The organism is Escherichia sp. MOD1-EC6819, from assembly GCF_002965765.1.
GTDB lineage: Bacteria > Pseudomonadota > Gammaproteobacteria > Enterobacterales > Enterobacteriaceae > Escherichia > Escherichia ruysiae.
In genome coordinates this window covers 404261-421452 of the sequence record NZ_PTRG01000001.1, presented here as the reverse complement: position 1 = coordinate 421452, position 17192 = coordinate 404261, and the positions used below count along the sequence as shown (strand labels likewise).

General features: G+C 49.6%; 15 protein-coding genes. 7 read left to right on the top strand and 8 right to left on the bottom strand.

Annotation, left to right across the window (positions count from 1 at the left end; translation table 11 throughout):
- Window positions 1-7: 7 nt before the first annotated feature.
- The 3 genes from A7Z06_RS02130 to A7Z06_RS02120 are packed head-to-tail and all read right to left on the bottom strand — an operon-like array spanning window position 8 to window position 2843.
- Window positions 8-1045, bottom strand: a complete 1038-nt coding sequence (locus tag A7Z06_RS02130) for a FecCD family ABC transporter permease (protein ID WP_038808991.1) — start codon at window positions 1043-1045, stop codon at window positions 8-10.
- An 8-nt stretch (window positions 1046-1053) separates the two neighbouring features.
- Window positions 1054-2037 (bottom strand): FecCD family ABC transporter permease, encoded by a 984-nt coding sequence (locus tag A7Z06_RS02125; protein ID WP_000984133.1) that lies wholly within the window; start codon window positions 2035-2037, stop codon window positions 1054-1056.
- Entirely contained in the window at window positions 2034-2843 is an 810-nt protein-coding gene (locus A7Z06_RS02120) for an ABC transporter ATP-binding protein (RefSeq protein WP_000940878.1), read from the bottom strand. The genes A7Z06_RS02125 and A7Z06_RS02120 overlap by 4 nt, the downstream gene beginning before the upstream one ends.
- Before the next feature lie 373 nt (window positions 2844-3216).
- Here A7Z06_RS02120 and A7Z06_RS02115 point away from each other — a divergent pair, with 373 nt between their 5' ends.
- Entirely contained in the window at window positions 3217-5358 is a 2142-nt protein-coding gene (locus tag A7Z06_RS02115; RefSeq protein WP_105279324.1) for a TonB-dependent siderophore receptor, read from the top strand.
- A 62-nt stretch (window positions 5359-5420) separates the two neighbouring features.
- Here A7Z06_RS02115 and parE read toward each other — a convergent pair whose 3' ends face one another.
- From parE to nudF, 5 genes are read right to left on the bottom strand one after another with little or no spacing between them, the layout of a single operon-like run.
- Window positions 5421-7313: a DNA topoisomerase IV subunit B gene (gene parE / locus A7Z06_RS02110; RefSeq protein ID WP_000195277.1), complete on the bottom strand. Its 1893-nt coding sequence runs from the start codon at window positions 7311-7313 to the stop codon at window positions 5421-5423.
- A 28-nt stretch (window positions 7314-7341) separates the two neighbouring features.
- Window positions 7342-7923, bottom strand: coding sequence for an esterase YqiA (yqiA, locus tag A7Z06_RS02105; RefSeq protein WP_000105733.1), 582 nt, complete (start codon window positions 7921-7923; stop codon window positions 7342-7344).
- On the bottom strand, window positions 7923-8750 hold the full coding sequence (gene cpdA, locus A7Z06_RS02100) for a 3',5'-cyclic-AMP phosphodiesterase (RefSeq protein ID WP_000444758.1): 828 nt from the start codon (window positions 8748-8750) through the stop codon (window positions 7923-7925). The genes yqiA and cpdA overlap by 1 nt, the downstream gene beginning before the upstream one ends.
- Before the next feature lie 24 nt (window positions 8751-8774).
- Entirely contained in the window at window positions 8775-9197 is a 423-nt protein-coding gene (locus A7Z06_RS02095; RefSeq protein ID WP_000833387.1) for a DUF1249 family protein, read from the bottom strand.
- Entirely contained in the window at window positions 9198-9827 is a 630-nt protein-coding gene (gene nudF, locus A7Z06_RS02090) for an ADP-ribose diphosphatase (protein ID WP_000917108.1), read from the bottom strand.
- A 205-nt stretch (window positions 9828-10032) separates the two neighbouring features.
- Here nudF and tolC point away from each other — a divergent pair, with 205 nt between their 5' ends.
- From tolC to dsbI, 6 genes are all read left to right on the top strand, one after another.
- The gene (gene tolC / locus A7Z06_RS02085) at window positions 10033-11514 is read left to right on the top strand and encodes an outer membrane channel protein TolC (protein WP_000735301.1); all 1482 of its coding nucleotides are present in this window, start codon (window positions 10033-10035) and stop codon (window positions 11512-11514) included.
- A gap of 147 nt (window positions 11515-11661) precedes the next feature.
- Window positions 11662-12333, top strand: a complete 672-nt coding sequence (locus A7Z06_RS02075; protein ID WP_000831543.1) for a DUF1190 family protein — start codon at window positions 11662-11664, stop codon at window positions 12331-12333.
- Window positions 12334-12338: 5 nt separating this feature from the next.
- A complete protein-coding gene (locus tag A7Z06_RS02070; RefSeq protein ID WP_000442852.1) occupies window positions 12339-13499 on the top strand; it encodes a glutathionylspermidine synthase family protein in 1161 nt (386 codons plus the stop codon).
- Between the two features lie 484 nt (window positions 13500-13983).
- Window positions 13984-15780: an aryl-sulfate sulfotransferase gene (locus tag A7Z06_RS02065; RefSeq protein WP_000459857.1), complete on the top strand. Its 1797-nt coding sequence runs from the start codon at window positions 13984-13986 to the stop codon at window positions 15778-15780.
- An 18-nt stretch (window positions 15781-15798) separates the two neighbouring features.
- Window positions 15799-16467, top strand: coding sequence for a thiol:disulfide interchange protein DsbA/DsbL (locus A7Z06_RS02060; RefSeq protein ID WP_000040018.1), 669 nt, complete (start codon window positions 15799-15801; stop codon window positions 16465-16467).
- Window positions 16468-16481: 14 nt separating this feature from the next.
- Window positions 16482-17153, top strand: a complete 672-nt coding sequence (dsbI, locus tag A7Z06_RS02055) for a protein-disulfide oxidoreductase DsbI (RefSeq protein WP_000511509.1) — start codon at window positions 16482-16484, stop codon at window positions 17151-17153.
- Window positions 17154-17192 lie beyond the last annotated feature (39 nt).

Here is a 17192-nt window from a genome sequence, read left to right as displayed (position 1 = left end):
ACTCCCATTAAAAACTGTTCCTGCGTTGCCAGAGCAGTAGTAAAAAGAATGGTCCACCAATCAGTGAAATAATGATTCCGGCTGGCAGTTGCAAAGGCAAAAAAGCCAAACGACCAATGCTATCCGCCAGGATAACTAATAACGCCCCCGATACTGCGCTCCCCAGCAGTAATGTCGTCTGCCCGCCACGCAGAATAAAACGTGATATATGCGGTGCTATCAATCCGACAAAACCGATGTTACCAACACATGAAACGCAGACAGCTGTCAGGATTATTGGTGCGGCTACACGCAATAACGCCAGACGGGAACTATTCACACCTAACCCGGTTGCAATCTGATGACCAAGCAGAGCGATATCCGCAGTCCGGGCGGTGAACAGCAATAAAAGAGCGGCTGGCACCATCCAACAGGCTGAAATACCGACTAACATCCAGTTGGCTGCATGAAGGCTTCCCGATAACCACATCAATGCAGTTTGTACATCACGAACATCTGCTGTGGTCATAAATACACCGATCCCGGCGGCGAAAAACCAGGACACGCCAATGCCTATCAGAACAAATCGCGGGCGAGAAATATCGCGCGCGCAAAAAATCACGATTAAAGCTACCAACAAGCCACCAGCAAGACCAGCCACTGGACGCCAGAACATTCCCAGCATTGGAAACTGGAAAATCAGCCACAGCACAGCCACGCTACATCCTTCTTTAACGCCGATTAAACCGGGATCGGCAAGGCCGTTACGCGCAATGGATTGCATTGCGGCTCCTGCCATACCTAACATGGCCCCGCATAGCAATGCCATGATGACTCTTGGCAAGCGGATATCCTGCACAATATAACGTGCGTCTGTGCTTACGTTTTCTGGAGCAAACAACGCTCGCCCGACTTCCGATGCCGGGACGGAGAAAGTGCCATGCATCAAACCGAATATCAGTATTCCAACCGCAAACAGAGACAGCCCACTAAGCAACACCAGGTTTTTAGGGCGCACCAGTGTCGAAAACTTACCAACACGTAGTGGGCGTAGTCCGACGTTCATTATCCGACTCATTTGAACATCCTCGTCGCCATAATGACAAAAACGGGCGCACCAACTAACGCCGTCATGACACCGGTCGCTAACTCATGGGGCGTGAAAAGCGTCCGGGCAATAATATCTGCCAGTAATAACAAAAGCGCGCCGACACAAGCTGAAAGAGGGAGCAGAACGCGCAGATCCGCTGATACCAGACGCCTGACAATCTGCGGTACTAGCAGACCGACAAAACCAATGGGGCCAGCAATCGATACGGCTGCGCCACAGAGCAACGCGATCGCAAGCAGAGTGAATGTTCGCGTGCGGAGTACCGAGACGCCCAGCCCCTGCGCCATGCGATCACCCAGTGCCAACATGTTAAGAGAGGGCGCAAGGTAAATGGCTAACACAACCCCCCCCAGAGAAAACCAGGCGGACGTACCCAGCGTCGCCCAATCCTGCCCCGCTAAATCACCTGCTAGCCATGTCCGCATCTCCAGCAGTGTTTGTTCGTCAAGAATCAGGATTGCAGCCGTTATTGAGGACACGAACGCCGATAGCGCCACGCCGCATAAAGTAACTTTCATTGGCGTTAACCCTGAACGCCCTGCGGAGGAAAGCAGCAATATCAACAGGAACAATAACGCGCCGCCCGTAGATGCCAGCAGTGGGCGTCCAACCGGAAAGGCCAGCCCAAGCGCACTGGCAGCAACGACAGCAAGAGCGGCTCCGGCATTTAAGCCTAAAATATGTGGCTCCCCCAATGGGTTACGAATGACAGCCTGCAATAAAGCACCAGCAACGCCAAGAGAAGCACCGGTAAGCAATGCTGCCGCTAAACGCGGCAAACGGAGTCTTACAATTACGTTGTGATCGAAGTTTTGCGGTTCAAAATGAAGAAATGCCTGCAACACCGTTTGTGGTGCAATAAATCGGGCACCAATCCCTGGATATACCACGCATCCCACCAGCAGTAAGGCGAGGAAAAATACAGTAACCAGCCCCGCGCGCATCATACTTTTTCTACACCACGAAACGGCATGAATAACGGTTTCCCCGTCAGAGGATTTATTGATGCGTGAACATCAACGTCAAAGACAGCTTTTACCAGCTCAGGCGTGCAATGCTCCCCCTCATTCAATACACGCACCACTTTTCCCTGGCGTAAAAATATCAACGTATCACCATAATTCACGGCAAAATTCAGATCATGCAACACCACAACGACTGTACGCCCGTGATGACGCGTCAAATCATGTAATAATTCAAGAATTTCAACCTGATAACGTAAATCAAGCCAGGTTGTGGGTTCATCCAGCAGGATATAAGGCGTCTTTTGCGCCAACACCATCGCAATCCAGCATCGCTGGCGCTGCCCACCAGAGAGTTTTTCAACCGGTAAATGTGCAAACTCCTGCGTACCGGTTAATTTTAGTGCCTCTTCTACCGCCTGTTCGTCGGCGTCGCTCCATTGACGTATGAAATTTTGCCAGGGAAAGCGCCCACGCGACACCAGTTCATAAACGGTTAAGCCCTCTGGCAATAATGGCGACTGCGGCAAGATCCCAAGTCTGCGGGATAACTCTTTCGTTGGTTGCTCGTGAATCGCTTTACCATCCAGCAATATCGAGCCGCCCATGGGTTGCAAGATACGTGCAATGGTGCTGAGCAACGTCGACTTTCCACAACCGTTTGCCCCAACCAGAACGGTCATTTTTTCTGTGGGAACGGAGAAAGAAACACCATCAACAATGATTTTCTTGTGATACCCGGCAGAAACATTGTCGAGGATCAGCCCCTGCCCTTTTGCGTTATGTGCCACGTGTACGCCAACTTAATCAAAGACAAACAAAAATAAAACTCATTCTCCTTTGAGAGTTTGACGCCACAAAATGTAGTAGTCAAGAAGTTAAAAGCCACACAAAAACAAGGTAAATAACAGGTTAAATATTTTTAATGATAAAAATAAAACCATTATATATTAATAATTTAATCACAACTAAATTGCATTAATCTCTCATAAAAACACATGTGGCAATTTTTTGTTATTTATCATTTACTACTACATCACCACATGATTGAATGATTCTCAATTACATATCCGATGGCGAAATAACAAACGGATAGTGCTTAGTGAGCAACAAGAAACAATTTTCACTCGCGACAATCCGCGAGTTTTTGGGATAACAGACTAAATGGCTAAGTTCACACCTTCATTCTCAGGAGTCAAAGGTCGGGCGCTCTTTTCACTGTTCTTTGCGGCACCGATGATTCATGCAACCGACACTGTAACGACCAAAGATGGCGAAACAATCACTGTTACAGCGGATGCAAATACCGCAACTGAGGCTACCGATGGTTATCAACCTCTGAGCACCTCCACGGCGACATTAACCGATATGCCAATGCTGGATATTCCGCAGGTGGTCAATACGGTTAGCGATCAAGTACTGGAAAATCAGAATGCGACGACGCTGGATGAGGCGCTTTATAACGTCAGTAACGTGGTACAGACCAATACATTAGGCGGGACTCAGGATGCTTTTGTACGCCGTGGGTTTGGCGCAAACCGGGATGGCTCCATCCTGACCAACGGTCTGCGAACCGTACTTCCTCGCAGCTTCAACGCTGCAACAGAACGTGTGGAAGTGCTAAAAGGCCCGGCCTCCACGCTGTATGGCATTCTTGATCCTGGCGGACTGATTAACGTCGTGACAAAGCGCCCGGAAAAAACATTCCATGGTTCTGTATCAGCCACGTCCTCCAGTTTTGGCGGAGGCACTGGGCAACTGGATATCACAGGTCCCATTGAAGGCACTCAGCTGGCATACCGCCTGACGGGGGAAGTGCAGGATGAAGATTACTGGCGGAATTTCGGTAAAGAGCGCAGCACATTTATTGCCCCATCACTCACCTGGTTTGGTGATAATGCAACAGTAACCATGCTCTATTCACATCGGGATTATAAAACGCCGTTCGATCGTGGAACGATTTTCGACCTTACGACGAAACAGCCCGTAAACGTTGATCGAAAAATACGTTTCGACGAACCGTTTAATATTACAGATGGTCAGTCCGATCTGGCGCAACTCAACGCAGAATATCATCTCAATAGCCAGTGGACAGCGCGCTTTGATTACAGCTACAGCCAGGATAAATACAGCGATAATCAGGCTCGTGTTACCGCGTATGATGCAACGACAGGAACGCTGACACGGCGTGTTGATGCAACTCAGGGATCTACCCAGCGTATGCATTCTACTCGTGCGGATCTACAAGGGAATGTTGATATTGCTGGATTCTATAATGAAATTTTGAGTGGGGTGTCATATGAATATTATGATCTTCTGCGCACAGATATGATCCGCTGTAAAAACGCTAAAGATTTCAAAATCTACAACCCTGTTTATGGCAATACCAGCAAATGCACAACGGTCTCGGCGTCGGACAGCGATCAGACGATCAAACAAGAGAGCTACTCAGCATATGCGCAAGATGCGCTCTATCTGACCGATAACTGGATTGCCGTCGCTGGGATCCGCTATCAGTATTACACGCAGTATGCGGGTAAAGGCCGTCCTTTTAATGTCAATACTGACAGCCGCGATGAACAATGGACGCCCAAACTGGGGTTGGTCTACAAACTGACGCCATCGGTATCCTTATTTGCCAATTATTCGCAAACATTTATGCCGCAATCGTCAATTGCCAGCTACATTGGCGATCTTCCACCGGAATCATCTAATGCCTACGAAGTCGGGGCAAAAGTCGAGCTGTTCGATGGTATAACCGCAGATATTGCGCTGTTTGATATCCATAAACGTAACGTGTTGTATACCGAAAGTATTGGTGATGAAACCATCGCCAAAACGGCAGGCCGCGTTCGTTCAAGAGGGGTAGAAGTCGACCTTGCGGGAGCATTAACTGAAAACATTAATATCATTGCCAGCTACGGCTATACCGATGCTAAGGTTCTGGATGATCCTGATTATGCAGGAAAACCATTGCCGAATGTTCCTCGTCATACCGGTTCGCTATTCCTGACCTATGACATTCACAACATGCCAGGCAATAACACACTGACGTTTGGCGGTGGCGGACATGGCGTAAGCCGTCGTTCGGCAACCAATGGGGCTGACTATTATCTGCCAGGCTATTTCGTTGCCGATGCCTTCGCCGCATACAAAATGAAATTGCAGTATCCGGTCACTCTGCAATTAAACGTCAAAAACCTGTTTGATAAAACGTATTACACCTCTTCCATCGCCACAAATAATCTGGGCAACCAGATTGGCGATCCTCGTGAAGTGCAATTCACGGTGAAAATGGAGTTTTGATAAAAAAGCCCGGTATACGATTGTATACCGGGCTATGTTTTATTCTCCTGACGGGAGGATTATCAGACCTCAATCTCCGCCATGTCGCCTTTCTCTTGCAACCAGTTACGACGGTCTTCCGAGCGTTTCTTCGCCAGCAGCATATCCATCATCGCGTCAGTACGCTGATCGTCTTCATCATCAATAGTCAACTGCACCAGACGGCGAGTATTCGGATCAAGCGTGGTTTCGCGCAATTGCATCGGGTTCATTTCCCCGAGACCTTTAAAACGCTGGACGTTCGGCTTGCCTTTCTTGCGTTTTAATTGCTCAAGTACGCCCTCTTTCTCTTCTTCTGTCAGCGCGTAATAGACCTCTTTACCCAGATCAATACGGTAGAGCGGTGGCAGAGCAACGTAAACGTGACCATGTTTCACTAGCGTGCGAAAGTGTTTTACAAACAGCGCGCAGAGCAGCGTGGCAATGTGCAGGCCATCGGAGTCCGCATCCGCGAGGATACAGATCTTGCCGTAACGTAGCTGGCTAAGATCATCGCTGTCAGGATCAATACCGATCGCAACCGAAATATCGTGCACTTCCTGCGAGGCCAGTACTTCATCGGAAGAGACTTCCCAGGTGTTAAGGATCTTACCTTTCAACGGCATGATCGCCTGATATTCACGATCGCGCGCCTGCTTGGCGGATCCGCCTGCGGAGTCCCCTTCCACGAGGAACAGTTCGGTACGGTTAAGATCCTGCGCGGTGCAGTCAGCCAGTTTGCCAGGCAGCGCCGGGCCGCTGGTCAGCTTTTTACGTACCACTTTTTTGGCGGCACGCATACGACGCTGGGCGCTGGAAATCGCCATCTCAGCAAGTAGTTCCGCCGCCTGGACGTTCTGGTTCAGCCACAGGGTGAAGGCATCTTTAACCACGCCAGAAACGAATGCCGCACATTGACGCGAAGAGAGACGCTCTTTGGTCTGCCCGGCAAACTGCGGATCCTGCATTTTTACTGACAACACATATGCGCAGCGATCCCAGATATCTTCCGCCGACAGTTTCACGCCGCGCGGCAGAATGTTGCGGTATTCGCAAAACTCACGCATCGCATCCAGCAAGCCCTGACGCAGACCGTTAACGTGCGTACCGCCCTGCATCGTTGGGATCAGGTTGACGTAGCTTTCGGTCAGCAGTTCACCGCCTTCCGGTAGCCACAGTAGCGCCCAGTCAACCGCTTCAGTATCGCCAGCGAAATTACCGATAAACGGTTTTTCCGGCAGTGTCGGTAAACCGTTTACCGCTTCCGCCAGGTAATCATTCAGACCGTCCTGATAGCACCATCGCTGTTCGGTATTGTTGATCTCATCTTTAAAGGTGATCTCAACGCCGGGGCACAGTACTGCTTTGGCTTTCAGTACATGTGTAAGCCGGGAAACAGAAAAGCGCGGGCTGTCAAAGAAGGTTTCATCCGGCCAGAAGTGCACGCTGGTGCCGGTATTGCGTTTACCGCAAGTGCCGACGACCTGCAAATCCTGAACCTTTTCGCCATTTTCAAACGCGATGTTATAAATCTGGCCATCGCGGCGCACGTTGACTTCTACGCGCTTCGACAAGGCGTTAACCACCGAAATCCCCACGCCATGCAGGCCGCCAGAGAACTGGTAATTTTTGTTAGAGAATTTACCGCCTGCGTGCAGACGGCAAAGAATCAGTTCAACCGCCGGTACACCCTCTTCAGGGTGAATATCCACCGGCATCCCGCGACCATCGTCAATCACTTCTAACGACTGGTCAGCATGTAAAATTACATCCACGCGTTTTGCGTGACCCGCCAGTGCTTCATCGACACTGTTATCAATAACTTCTTGCCCCAAATGGTTAGGGCGAGTGGTATCGGTATACATCCCCGGACGGCGGCGAACCGGCTCAAGCCCGGTGAGTACCTCAATGGCATCAGCGTTATAAGTTTGCGTCATGGTTTAAGTTAGCAATTCGAGTTGATCGTCAGAGATGGTGCAGACCAAGAAAATCGACGATCGGGTTGAAATAATCTTCGAAGCCCGTGAATGCGTGGTTGCCGCCTTCTATTACAGTCTGGCGGCAGGAAGCGTAGTACGCCACCGCCTGGCGGTAATCCAGCACTTCATCTCCCGTCTGTTGCAGCAGCCAGATAAGATCCGGCGCTTCCAGCGGGTCAATCTGCATGACTTTGAGATCGTAAATATGGCGTGACTCTAGCACATATTGCTGCCCGGTGTAGGGGTTCTCGTTCTGACCGAGATAGTCTGTTAGCAATTCAAACGGGCGCACCGCCGGGTTTACCACCACTGCGGGCAGCATAAAACATTGCGACAACCAGGTGGCGTAGTAACCCCCCAGTGATGAACCGACGATACCCAGCGAATCGCCGCCATGTTCCAGGACAATGGATTCCAGCAGTTCTGCCGCATCGGAAGGATACGGCGGCAACTGCGGAATAATCATCTCAACGTCAGGGTGATGTTCCGCCAGCCAGTTTTTCAACAAGCTCGCTTTTGCAGAACGCGGCGAGCTGTTGAAACCGTGTAAATAAAGAAGCGTAGACATCAGTAACCTTCTGAAGCGGTATCAGGTTGGAAACGCGTGTCCGCAAGGCGGTGCACTTCGGTAGTCAGCGTGCCATCAGCATGTAACTCCAGCGTACGCCAGCCGGGAGCAATGGTGTCCAGCGTGAAGTTGGAACAGTGTGGTTTAAATTGTACACAGGTCGACGGCGTTGCCATCAGGCGGCGCCCGTTCCAGTCGAGATCGAGTTCCTGATGAATATGACCACACAGCAGATATTTGACGTGCGGAAACTTCGCCAGCACATTATCCAGTTCACCTGCGTTACGCAGACTGTGTTGGTCGAGCCAGCTACAGCCTGCAGGCAGCGGATGATGGTGCAGTAGCAGCAACGTATGGCGCTCTGGCGCATCAGACAGCTTACGCTCCAGCCAATCAAGCTGAAACTCGCTCAATTCGCCGTGCGGTACGCCAAACACCTGGCTATCCAGCAGCAAGATTTGCCATTGCTCACCGATAAACACACGCTTCGCCGGGGAAATACCCGCATCCTGTAACGCGCTGTACATCGCAGGCTGGAAATCATGGTTTCCCGGCAGCCAGACGCAGGGCGCACGAAAGCTTGCGATGCCTTCCGCAAAGTGCAGATAGGCCGCAGCAGTTTGATCCTGCGCTAAATCACCTGTCGCGACAATCAGGTCGAATTCGTGCTGGTGTGGACGAATCGCCTCCAGCACAGCCTGGTAGCTCTCCCAGGTGTTTACCCCCAACAGGGCTTCGTGCTTTTGTGCAAACAGGTGAGTGTCGGTAATTTGTAAAATCCTGACTCTGGCCTCACCAGCCAGAGGAAGGGTTAACAGGCTTTCCAAATGGTGTCCTTAGGTTTCACGACGCTAATAAACCGGAATCGCCATCGCTCCATGTGCTAAACAGTATCGCAACCAATCCGCTAAAAACTGATTAATTTGATGCTTTTCGTCGCGTTGATGCAACTTTTTATTAGGATAATCATACCGCGCTTTGAAGCGAAAAATCTGCTGGCTTGAACACACTTCAGCCACCATCGCGTCATGATACAGACGCACCGTCATTGACGGAAGGCTCCAGTAACTGATCGCAGGCGCAGTCTGTTCTATTGTCACCAGGGTAGTGTATCGGGTCGATTCCACTATCGTTAGCCGATAATGTGCGTTTGCCACCTGATAGCTTATAGTTTCGCCGGGTGCATCATTGCGCGGTAACAAACGGCGCAATTGTGAAAAGTTCATCTCGCACAGGCGCATCATTTCAGGAAAGTCAGGTGTGTAACGCTTCATTTATGCCCACTCATTTTTTAACGCTTGATGATGCAGTTGCAGCCATTGCAAAGCGATGACTGACGCTGCGTTGTCGATTTTCCCCTCTTCTACCCACTGGTAGGCCTGTTCCCGGCTTACCACATGAACGCGAATATCTTCGTTTTCATCAGCCAGACCGTGAATACCGCTTGCGGTCGTGGCGTCCACTTCGCCCACCATAATTGACGAACGCTCACTGGTGCCGCCTGGGCTTGCCAGGAAACTTAACACCGGTTTGGTTCGTTTGACTATCAGCCCCGCCTCTTCAATCGCTTCGCGTCGGGCGACATCTTCCACACTTTCCCCCTCTTCAATCATCCCGGCAACCATTTCCAGTAGCCAGGGCGTTTCGCTGGTGTCATACGCGGCAATCCGTATCTGCTCAATCAACACGACTTCATCACGCACTGGGTCAAAGGGTAGCAAGACTGCGGCGTGACCGCGCTCAAAAATTTCTCTGCGGACTTCATGACTCATTTGCCCGTTGAATAGACGATGACGAAACCTATAAAGATCTAATGAAAAAAAGCCGCGATAAAGTGTTTCTCGTGCAATAATTTCTACATCGTTTTTGCCAAATGAAACGGGCAGGTTGTCTGGCTTAAGCATGGTTAATGTCCTGGCACTAATAGTGAATAAAATGTGAATTTCAGCGACGTTTGACTGCCGTTTGAGCAGTCATGTGTTAAATTGAGGCACATTAATGCCCTATGGCACGTAACGCCAACCTTTTGCGGTAGCGGCTTCTGCTAGAATCCGCAATAATTTTACAGTTTGATCAGCGCTAAATACTGCTTCACCACAAGGAATGCAAATGAAGAAATTGCTCCCCATTCTTATCGGCCTGAGCCTTTCTGGGTTCAGTACGTTGAGCCAGGCCGAGAACCTGATGCAAGTTTATCAGCAAGCACGCCTTAGTAACCCGGAATTGCGTAAGTCTGCCGCCGATCGTGATGCTGCCTTTGAAAAAATTAATGAAGCGCGCAGTCCATTACTGCCACAGCTAGGTTTAGGTGCAGATTACACCTATAGCAACGGCTACCGCGACGCGAACGGCATCAACTCTAACGCAACCAGTGCATCCCTGCAGTTGACTCAGTCCATTTTCGATATGTCGAAATGGCGGGCGCTGACCTTGCAGGAAAAGGCTGCCGGTATTCAGGACGTCACCTATCAGACCGATCAACAAACCTTGATCCTCAACACTGCGACCGCTTATTTCAACGTGTTGAATGCTATTGACGTGCTTTCCTATACCCAGGCGCAAAAAGAAGCGATCTACCGTCAGTTAGATCAAACCACCCAACGTTTTAACGTGGGTCTGGTGGCGATCACCGACGTGCAGAACGCCCGCGCACAGTACGATACCGTGCTGGCGAACGAAGTGACCGCACGTAACAACCTCGACAATGCCGTTGAACAACTGCGTCAGATCACCGGTAATTACTATCCGGAACTGGCGGCCCTGAATGTCGAAAACTTCAAAACCGACAAACCACAGCCGGTTAACGCGCTGCTGAAAGAAGCAGAAAAACGCAACCTGTCGCTGTTACAGGCACGTTTGAGCCAGGATCTGGCGCGCGAGCAAATTCGCCAGGCGCAGGATGGTCACTTACCGACGCTGGATTTAACGGCTTCTACCGGGATTTCTGACACCTCTTATAGCGGTTCGAAAACCCGTGGAGCGAACAGTGCCCAGTATGACGACAGCAATATGGGTCAGAACAAAGTGGGTCTGAGCTTCTCGCTGCCGATTTATCAGGGCGGAATGGTTAACTCGCAGGTGAAACAGGCACAGTACAACTTTGTCGGTGCCAGCGAACAACTGGAAAGCGCACACCGTAGCGTCGTGCAAACCGTGCGTTCCTCTTTCAACAACATTAATGCATCTATCAGTAGCATTAACGCTTACAAACAAGCCGTTGTTTCCGCCCAAAGCTCATTAGACGCGATGGAAGCGGGCTACTCGGTCGGTACGCGTACCATTGTTGATGTGTTGGACGCCACCACTACGCTGTACAACGCCAAACAAGAACTGGCAAATGCGCGTTATAACTACCTGATTAACCAGTTGAATATTAAATCAGCTCTGGGTACGTTGAACGAGCAGGATCTGCTGGCACTAAACAATGCGCTGAGCAAACCGGTTTCTACTAATCCGGAAAACGTTGCGCCGCCAACGCCAGAACAGAATGCTATTGCTGATGGCTATGCGCCTGATAGCCCGGCACCCGTCGTTCAGCAAACATCCGCACGCACTACCACCAGTAACGGTCATAACCCTTTCCGTAACTGATGACGACGACGGGGCTTCGGCCCCGTCTGAACGTAAGGCAACGTAAAGATACGGGTTATCTGCCGCATTCTTCCCCCTTCTCGCTTCAATTTCGACCAGCCATCCTCTATTCTGATGGGTATTTACCACTGGTCCCGGAAGACAAAAATGAAACGGACAAAATCCATACGCCACGCATCGTTCCGCAAAAACTGGAGCGCACGCCATCTGACACCTGTTGCTCTCGCGGTTGCCACTGTTTTTATGCTGGCAGGCTGTGAAAAGAGTGATGAAACAGTGTCTCTGTATCAAAATGCTGATGATTGTTCAGCGGCAAACCCAGGCAAAAGTGCAGAATGCACCACTGCGTACAATAATGCGCTGAAAGAAGCGGAACGTACTGCGCCGAAATACGCCACCCGTGAAGACTGTGTTGCTGAATTTGGCGAAGGTCAATGCCAGCAGGCACCTGCTCAGGCTGGCATGGCGCCAGAAAACCAGGCGCAGGCTCAGCAATCCAGCGGTAGCTTCTGGATGCCGCTGATGGCCGGTTACATGATGGGACGTCTGATGGGCGGCGGCGCGGGCTTTGCGCAACAACCGCTGTTCTCTTCGAAAAACCCGGCCAGCCCGGCTTACGGCAAATACACTGATGCCACCGGTAAAAACTATGGCGCAGCCCAGCCAGGCCGCACCATGACCGTACCGAAAACAGCCATGGCGCCGAAACCAGCCACCACCACCACCGTTACCCGTGGCGGCTTTGGTGAATCTGTTGCCAAACAAAGCACCATGCAGCGTAGCGCAACCGGCACTTCCTCTCGTTCAATGGGCGGCTGATACCGATGGAAAGAGTCAGTATTACCGAGCGCCCGGACTGGCGCGAGAAAGCTCACGAGTACGGTTTCAATTTCCATACCATGTACGGTGAGCCGTACTGGTGTGAAGATGCTTACTACAAATTGACCCTCGCCCAGGTTGAAAAGCTGGAAGAGGTCACCGCTGAACTACACCAGATGTGCCTGAAGGTGGTGGAAAAAGTGATCGCCAGCGACGAGCTGATGACCAAATTCCGCATTCCAAAACACACCTGGAGTTTTGTGCGTCAGTCATGGCTGACGCACCAGCCGTCGCTTTATTCGCGTCTTGATCTGGCGTGGGATGGCACTGGCGAACCTAAACTTCTGGAAAATAACGCCGATACGCCAACGTCACTATACGAGGCGGCGTTCTTTCAGTGGATCTGGTTGGAAGATCAGCTTAACGCGGGCAACCTGCCGGAAGGCAGCGACCAGTTTAACAGTCTGCAAGAAAAGCTCATTGACCGTTTTGTCGAGTTGCGTGAGCAGTACGGCTTTCAGTTGCTGCATCTCACCTGCTGTCGCGACACAGTGGAAGATCGTGGCACCATTCAGTATTTGCAGGACTGCGCGACCGAAGCTGAAATCGCCACCGAGTTTCTGTACATCGACGATATCGGTTTAGGCGAAAAAGGTCAGTTCACAGATTTGCAGGATCAGGTCATCGCTAACCTGTTCAAACTGTATCCGTGGGAATTTATGCTGCGCGAAATGTTCTCCACTAAACTTGAAGATGCTGGCGTGCGTTGGCTGGAACCGGCGTGGAAGAGCATTATCTCCAACAAGGCGCTTCTGCCGCTGCTGTGGGAGATGTTCCCGAATCACCCGAACCTGCTGCCCGCTTATTTTGCGGAAGATGATCATCCGCAAATGGAAAAATATGTGGTTAAACCGATCTTCTCCCGTGAAGGCGCAAACGTGTCGATCATTGAGAACGGTAAAACCATTGAAGCAGCGGAAGGTCCGTATGGCGAAGAAGGGATGATTGTTCAGCAATTCCATCCACTACCGAAATTTGGCGACAGTTATATGCTGATTGGAAGTTGGCTGGTGAACGATCAACCTGCCGGAATTGGGATTCGTGAAGACCGAGCATTAATCACCCAGGACATGTCACGGTTTTATCCGCATATTTTTGTTGAATAATACTGTTCAAAATTGCCCCGTTTACTGGGGCAATTTATTATAATCCGCAAATCATCACTCCCACCTATATATAATCAACTACATCTATCACCTTTATTTAACATTAATTCCTAATTTAATATTAGATCGTCATATGTAAGCGATATTGTAATTAAATTAACTAATAAAACCACATAGTAACTTGTTGTTTTATATGTTTATTTATAACTTTTATTGCACCAAGAATAGATTTAATAATTAAAAAACAATGTCGCTGGGATCACACTACACAATATTGAATATTGTTATTGATATATTGCCCCCCTAGTATCGACTAAAAGAAAATATTTGTTACAGAGAAATACAAAAATCTAAATCAAGTAAAAAAGCATTTATAACAACTATTAGAAATACACTTTCATTCGTCAAATGAATTTATTAGTACCATCTCAACAGTCGATATTCATCATTATTATATATTTGCGTTATATAAGGAGATATATCCATGTTTGATAAATATAGAAAAACTCTGGTAGCCGGAGCTGTGGCGATAACTCTGGGTTTGTCAGCATCAGGGGTGATGGCAGCAGGTTTTAAACCTGCACCACCTGCCGGGCAACTCGGCGCAGTCATCGTTGATCCCTACGGTAATGCTCCTCTGACTGCTGTGGTTGATTTAGATAGCCATGCCATTTCTGACGTCAAAGTTACCGTCCACGGGAAAGGCGAAAAAGGCGTTGAAATCAGCTATCACGTGGGTCAGGAGTCACTAAAAACTTACGATGGTGTACCGATTTTTGGTCTTTACCAGAAATTTGCTAACAAAGTAACCGTTGAGTGGAAAGAAAACGGTAAGGCCATGAAAGATGATTACGTGGTGCAGACTTCCGCCATCGTCAATAATTACATGGATAACCGCTCCATCTCCGACCTACAGCAAACCAAAGTTGTTAAAGTCGCGCCAGGTTTTGAAGACCGCCTCTATCTGGTTAATACCCATACCTTTACTGCGCAAGGTTCCGACCTCCACTGGCATGGTGAGAAAGATAAAAATGCCGGGATCCTCGATGCGGGTCCGGCAACCGGCGCACTGCCTTTTGATATCGCGCCATTCACCTTTATCGTCGATACCGAAGGTGAATACCGCTGGTGGCTGGATCAAGACACCTTCTACGATGGTCGTGACCGCGATATCAACAAGCGTGGTTATCTGATGGGCATCCGCGAAACGCCACGCGGCACCTTTACCGCAGTACAGGGTCAGCACTGGTACGAGTTCGACATGATGGGTCAGGTGCTGGAAGATCATAAACTGCCGCGCGGATTCGCTGACGCCACTCATGAATCCATTGAGACGCCAAATGGCACGGTACTGTTGCGCGTAGGTAAGAGTAACTATCGTCGCGATGACGGCGTACACGTCACCACCATTCGTGACCATATCCTCGAAGTCGATAAATCTGGTCGCGTTGTCGATGTATGGGATCTGACGAAGATCCTCGATCCGAAACGCGATGCACTGCTCGGCGCGCTGGATGCAGGTGCAGTTTGCGTTAACGTTGACCTTGCCCATGCAGGACAACAGGCAAAACTGGAACCAGATACACCGTTTGGCGACGCTCTGGGTGTAGGGCCAGGCCGTAACTGGGCGCACGTTAATTCCATCGCTTATGACGCAAAAGATGACTCAATTATTCTCTCCTCTCGTCATCAGGGCGTAGTGAAGATTGGTCGTGATAAGCAAGTGAAATGGATCCTTGCGCCATCGAAAGGCTGGGAAAAACCACTGGCTAGCAAGCTGCTGAAACCAGTTGATGCTAACGGTAAACCTATTACGTGTAACGAAAACGGTCTGTGTGAAAACTCAGACTTCGACTTTACCTACACCCAGCATACCGCCTGGATTTCCAGTAAAGGTACGCTCACTATCTTTGATAATGGCGACGGTCGCCATCTGGAACAACCTGCCTTACCAACCATGAAATATTCCCGCTTTGTGGAATATAAGATTGATGAGAAGAAAGGCACCGTTCAGCAAGTTTGGGAATACGGTAAAGAACGTGGCTACGATTTCTATAGCCCAATCACCTCTATCATTGAATATCAAGCCGACCGCAACACCATGTTTGGCTTCGGTGGTTCTATTCATTTGTTCGATGTCGGGCAGCCAACCGTCGGTAAGTTGAACGAAATAGATTACAAAACCAAAGAAGTGAAAGTGGAAATCGACGTGCTGTCTGATAAACCCAACCAGACTCACTATCGTGCGCTGTTAGTCCGTCCACAGCAGATGTTTAAATAATTAAGAAGGGAATAAAAAATGTCGAAATTAGGGATCTCATCACTGTTTAAAAGTGTACTGCTGACCGCAGCTCTGGCGGTTTCATTTACCGCATCTGCATTCACCGAAGGCACGGATTATATGGTTCTGGAAAAACCGATTCCGAATGCTGATAAAACGCTGATTAAAGTGTTCAGTTATGCCTGCCCGTTCTGCTACAAGTATGACAAAGCAGTGACTGGCCCTGTCTCTGAAAAAGTGAAAGACGTCGTTGCTTTCACGCCTTTTCATCTGGAAACCAAAGGTGAATACGGCAAACAAGCAAGCGAAGTATTTGCAGTATTGATCAATAAAGATAAAGCAGCAGGCATTTCCTTATTTGATGCTAACTCTCAGTTTAAGAAGGCCAAGTTTGCCTACTACGCGGCATATCACGACAAAAAAGAACGCTGGTCTGACGGCAAAGATCCCGCTGCCTTTATCAAAACCGGTCTGGATGCCGCAGGTATGAGCCAGGCGGATTTTGAAGCAGCACTGAAAGAGCCAGCGGTACAAGAAACACTGGAAAAATGGAAAGCCTCTTATGAAGTCGCCAAAATCCAGGGGGTTCCGGCCTATGTCGTTAATGGTAAGTACTTGATCTACACCAAGAGTATTAAATCCATTGATGCGATGGCAGACCTTATCCGCGAGTTAGCAAGCAAATAACAGGGAAACAGGCTATGGGTATTAAGGGAATGTGGAAAGACCTACGCACATCACCGGTGAACACGCTGGTCAAATGGCAGGAACAACGCTTTTTGTGGTTGTTAATGGCCGCTGCGATGGGCGCGCTGATTATCCTCGCGCACTCGTTCTTCCAAATCTATCTCTACATGGCACCATGCGAACAATGCGTTTACATTCGCTACGCCATGTTTGTAATGGTTATTGGAGGATTGGTTGCGGCGATCAACCCGAAGAATATCGTCCTTAAGTTGATTGGCTGCGTGATGGCATTTTACGGCAGCATTATGGGACTGAAGTTTTCACTCAAACTGAACGATATCCACCATGCGGTGCATAACCCGGATCCCGATTCACTGTTTGGCGTACAGGGTTGCTCTACCGATCCCACTTTCCCCTTTAACCTGCCGCTTGCACAGTGGGCACCAAACTGGTTCAAACCGACCGGAGATTGTGGCTATGACGCGCCAATCGTTCCCGATGGCGTCACACTGAGTAGTATGCAGCAGTGGTTTGTAGAGATGTATCAGCAATCTGAAGGCTGGTATCTGCTACCGCCGTGGCACTTTATGAACATGGCACAGGCCTGTATGTTGGCTTTTGGTCTCTGTTTATTACTGCTGCTAGTGATGAGCGGCGCATGGGGACTCAAGCTGCTGCAAAAGTAAGGTAACGAGAACCGAAGCCAGCAATGTGGCTTCGGTTCT